6 protein-coding genes are annotated in these 4,375 nt (G+C 65.6%); 4 read left to right on the top strand and 2 right to left on the bottom strand.

Going from position 1 to position 4,375, the window contains the following annotated elements; all coding sequences use genetic code 11:
- A partial coding sequence (locus WAN71_RS25640) for a phosphotransferase family protein (protein ID WP_422228015.1) occupies positions 1 to 514 on the bottom strand: 514 nt, incomplete at its 3' end.
- Positions 515 to 596: 82 nt separating this feature from the next.
- Here WAN71_RS25640 and WAN71_RS25635 point away from each other — a divergent pair.
- Positions 597 to 1,241: a histidine phosphatase family protein gene (locus tag WAN71_RS25635; protein ID WP_422228014.1), complete on the top strand. Its 645-nt coding sequence runs from the start codon at positions 597 to 599 to the stop codon at positions 1,239 to 1,241.
- On the top strand, positions 1,238 to 2,284 hold the full coding sequence (locus WAN71_RS25630; RefSeq protein ID WP_422228013.1) for a phosphotransferase family protein: 1,047 nt from the start codon (positions 1,238 to 1,240) through the stop codon (positions 2,282 to 2,284). The genes WAN71_RS25635 and WAN71_RS25630 overlap by 4 nt, the downstream gene beginning before the upstream one ends.
- Before the next feature lie 39 nt (positions 2,285 to 2,323).
- Here WAN71_RS25630 and WAN71_RS25625 read toward each other — a convergent pair whose 3' ends face one another.
- Positions 2,324 to 2,662: a LapA family protein gene (locus WAN71_RS25625; protein WP_422228012.1), complete on the bottom strand. Its 339-nt coding sequence runs from the start codon at positions 2,660 to 2,662 to the stop codon at positions 2,324 to 2,326.
- A gap of 102 nt (positions 2,663 to 2,764) precedes the next feature.
- Here WAN71_RS25625 and WAN71_RS25620 point away from each other — a divergent pair, with 102 nt between their 5' ends.
- Both WAN71_RS25620 and WAN71_RS25615 read left to right on the top strand, forming a co-directional pair.
- Complete coding sequence (locus tag WAN71_RS25620; protein ID WP_422228011.1) at positions 2,765 to 3,706, top strand: ABC transporter substrate-binding protein; 942 nt, start codon at positions 2,765 to 2,767, stop codon at positions 3,704 to 3,706.
- Between the two features lie 3 nt (positions 3,707 to 3,709).
- Positions 3,710 to 4,375 (top strand): ABC transporter ATP-binding protein (locus tag WAN71_RS25615; protein WP_422228010.1); only part of this gene is annotated, 666 nt, incomplete at its 3' end.

The following is a 4,375-nucleotide window of genomic DNA, read 5'->3' as shown; positions in this document are numbered from 1 at the left end:
AGGTGTCCAGGAAAGCCAGCCAGCGGTCGACTTGCCGCTCGTGAAATCCGTCGGGACGGCCGAAGCCGTCCAATCCCTGGGCGCGCCAGTCCACCCGGCCCAGCTTGGCGGCGCCGTCGACGAGCTCGAACGCCAAGCCCCGGCGCGCGGTCAGGTCGGTGTCGAACGGAGTCGACCAGCCGCCGTCCATCGGACTCCACCCGTCGATGGCCTGCATCACGTAGAAGGGCATGCCGAGCAGATCGCCGGCATCGTCGGCGGCGATCAGCTCGGCATGCGGCACGTCGGTGCCGCGCAGCGCGCGCACCAGTCGGATCTCGCGCAGCAGCCCATCGACGCGGGCCGCGTCGGCCCGCGCACCGGGCATCCGCAACACCATGCGCTCGTCACCGCGCTGGATCAGATAAAGGGTGTTCTGCGAGCCCCCGGACAGCTGTTCCAGCACGGGCGCTTCGCCTTCGCCGGGGGCGCCATTCGCGTCCAGCCAGCGTCCCAGCACGCCTGCATCCAACATCTGCACACCCCAATCTCCATCCGGAGAATAGCATTCTCCGCCGGGATGACAAGGGCGGTGCACCGCATGCGAGGCTGTGCGCATGCAGTTGCTTCTGGTCCGGCATGCGTTGCCACTCCGCAGCGAACCCGGCCCTGAGAAAGGGGAACGCGCCGACCCCGTGCTTTCCGACGAGGGGTGGGCGCAGGTCGCGCGGCTGCCCGGCGCGCTGGCCAGGTTTCCGATCTCCCGGGTGGTGAGCAGCCCGCAGCGTCGTGCGATCCAGACCGCCGAGCCGATCGCCGCCGCGCGTGGGCTGACAATCGAGATCGACGACCGCTTCGCCGAATACGACCGCGATCTGCCGGTGTACATCCCGATCGAGCACATCCGTGACGAGAACCCGCAAGAGTGGGCCCGCATGGCGGCGGGACACCTGCCCAGCTCGGTCGACGAAGAGGCCTTCCGGGCCAGGGTGCGTGCGGCCGTCGACGACGTCGCCGCCGGCGCGGAGCACGAGGACACCGTGGCGGTGTTCAGCCACGGCGGGGTGATCAACGTGGTGCTGCACGAGATCCTCGGAACCAAGCGGGTGTTGTCGTTTCCGATCGACTACGTGTCGGTTACCCGGCTGCTGTTCTCCCGGTCCGGTCAAGCGAGCGTGGTGACGGTCAACGGCACCGAGCACGTATGGGACCTGCTGCCGCGCAACCAACGCTGGGACCTCCCTGATAAACAAGTCCGGTGACTTCCACGCCGCTTGACGGGCTCGACCTGGTCGCGCTGGACGGGTATCTGCGCTCGGCCGGCATCGACCGTACCGGGGAGCTGCGCGCGCAGCTGATCTCCGGCGGACGCTCCAACCTGACCTTCCTGGTGGCCGACGACTCGTCGAAGTGGGTGCTGCGCCGCCCGCCGTTGCACGGGCTGACACCGTCGGCACACGACATGGCGCGTGAGTACAAAGTGGTCGCGGCACTCGCCGACACCGCGGTCCCGGTGGCTCGCGCGGTGGCACTGTGCGACGACGAGTCGGTGCTGGGTGCCCCCTTCCAAATGGTCGAATACGTTGCCGGGCAGGTGGTCCGCAGCCGCGCCGAACTCGAGGCGTTGGGCGACGAGCAGGTCATCGAAGGCTGCGTCGACGCGCTGATCCGGGTGCTGGCAGACCTGCATGCGGTCGACCCCACTGCCGTCGGACTCGCCGATTTCGGCAAACCGAGCGGGTATCTGGAACGCCAGGTCCGCCGCTGGGGTTCGCAGTGGGAACTCGTGCGGCTGTCCGATGACGACCGCGACCCCGACGTGCAGCGGCTGTATTCGGCGCTGCAGCAGTCGATTCCGCAGCAGAGCCGCACGTCGATCGTGCACGGCGACTATCGCATCGACAACACCATCCTGGACGCGGATGATCCCCGGCAGGTGCGTGCCGTCGTGGACTGGGAACTGTCCACACTTGGCGATCCACTCAGCGATGCGGCGTTGATGTGCGTCTACCGCGATCCGTCGCTGGACCTGATCATCAACACCCACGCCGCCTGGACGTCGCCGCAGTTGCCGGCCGTCGACGAGCTCGCGCACCGCTACTCGTCGGTCTCCGGACAGCCGTTGGCGCACTGGAACTTCTACGTGGCGCTGGCCTACTTCAAGCTGGCCATCATCGCGGCGGGCATCGATTTCCGCAGGCGTATGTCGGGCGGTGCGGACGACGTTGACGCATCCGATCGGGTCGGGCAGACCGTCGCGCCGTTGATCGCCCGTGGGCTGACCGAGCTGCAGAATGCAGATTAGGGTACCCTAAGTTACCGGGCGTGGGGTTGCTACCTTCGCTCAGCGGCCCGCCGCGAGGTTCTTCTTGGCCGCTCGTCGCAACTGGTAGATCCGTGCCGTCCCGGCCAGCACGGTGATCAGCCCGCCGCCCACTGCGGCGAGCAGAATCGCCACCCCCAGCGGCAGGCTCCAGCGCCAACCGAAGAAGGCGAAATCCGCCGACGCGGTGTTCTGGGTGATGAAGATCAGCAGCACGATCAGGATCAGGAAGCCCGCGGTCAGCGATGTCCATATGCTGGCCGCGCGGGTGAACTTCACCGCCGATTCCGGCGGCGCCGCGTCGTCTTGGGCCGGCGCGGGATCGGGTTGATCGGGCGATACAGAAGAATCGCTGCTCATGGTTTTCCATCTTGCCCTTTGTCGCACGGAATGAAACGAAATCGCGCCGGAAACCTCACGCACCCCGAACCGATGCGGTGCTGCAAAGTAACCTCGATTGTTATGGGCATGCTGCGACGGCGCAGGTACCGCGCGGCGGCGTGGCTGGCCAGCTGGTGCCTCGTTGTAGCCGGTTGCGGCAGCTCCAATCCGCTCGGCGGGGCGTCAGGCAATATCAACTCGATCGTGGTCGGGTCTGCGGGCTTTCCGGAATCCAAAATCGTCGCCGAAATCTATGCACAAGCGTTGCAGGCCAACGGTTTCAACGTCGGACGGCGATTGGGAATCGGCAGCCGCGAGACGTATGTTCCTGCGCTGAAGGACCATTCGATCGACCTGGTGCCCGAGTACATCGGCAACCTACTGCTGTACTTCGAACCGACTGCGACAGTGACCATGCTCGACGACGTCGAATTGGAGCTCTACAAACGGCTGCCGGGCGACTTGTCGATTCTCACCCCGTCTCCCGCGGCGGACACCGACAGCGTGACCGTCACCGCGGAGACCGCGGCCAACTGGAACCTCAAGACAATCGCTGATTTGGCGGCACATTCACCAGAAGTGAAGTTCGCCGCGCCCTCGGACTTTCAAGCCCGGTCGTCGGGTCTGGTCGGGCTCCGGCAGAGATACGGGCTCGACATCGCCCCCGGCAACTTCGTCGCGATCAGCGACGACGGCGGCGCCGTCACCGTTCGTGCACTGGTTCGCGGTACGGTCAACGCCGCCAACATCTTCAGCACCTCACCGGCGATCATGCAGAACCGTCTGGCTGTGCTCGACGATCCGGAGTGCAATTTCCTGGCCGGCAACATTGTCCCGCTGGTGAATTCGCAGAAGAAATCCGATCGGCTCAAAAATGTGCTGGACGCGGTGTCAGCCAAGATGACCACCCGCGGCTTGGCCGATCTGAACGCTTCAGTGTCCGGCAACTCCGGCATCGACCCCGACCAGTCAGCTCGAAACTGGTTGCGGGATAATGGCTTCGACCATCCGATCAAAAGCTGACAGTTGATTAGTTTCGAGGACATCTACAAGGTGTACGCCGACGGCACCGTCGCCGTCGATAACCTGAACCTGGAAGTACCCGAAGGCACGCTGACCGTTTTCGTCGGGCCCTCCGGCTGCGGAAAAACCACGTCGATGCGGATGATCAATCGGATGGTTGAGCCGACGTCGGGCACCGTCAAGGTCGGCGGCGCCGACGTCGCAGGTGTCGATCCGGTGCAACTGCGCCTCGGCATCGGCTACGTGATCCAGGGCGCGGGCCTGATGCCCCACCAACGGGTGATCGACAACGTGGCAACGGTGCCGGTGCTCAAAGGCCAATCGCGCCGGGCCGCCCGCACGGCCGCCTACGACGTGTTGGAGCGGGTGGGTTTGGATGCCAGGCTGGCCAGCCGCTATCCCGCGCAGCTCTCGGGCGGCGAGCAGCAGCGTGTCGGTGTAGCCCGGGCGCTCGCCGCCGATCCGCCGATTTTGTTGATGGACGAACCATTTTCGGCTGTCGACCCGATAGTCCGCCACGAGCTGCAGCGCGAAATACTGCGGTTGCAAGCCGAATTGCGCAAGACCATCGTGTTTGTCACACACGACGTCGACGAGGCCGTCCGGCTCGCCGATCGCGTCGCGGTGTTCGGTCCGGGTGGTTCGCTGCATCAGTACGAGGAGCCTGCG

Source organism: Mycobacterium sp., from assembly GCF_049280035.1.
Lineage (GTDB): Bacteria > Actinomycetota > Actinomycetes > Mycobacteriales > Mycobacteriaceae > Mycobacterium.
Note: the sequence above shows the minus strand (reverse complement) of the source record. Positions and strands in the feature narration are given on the sequence as shown.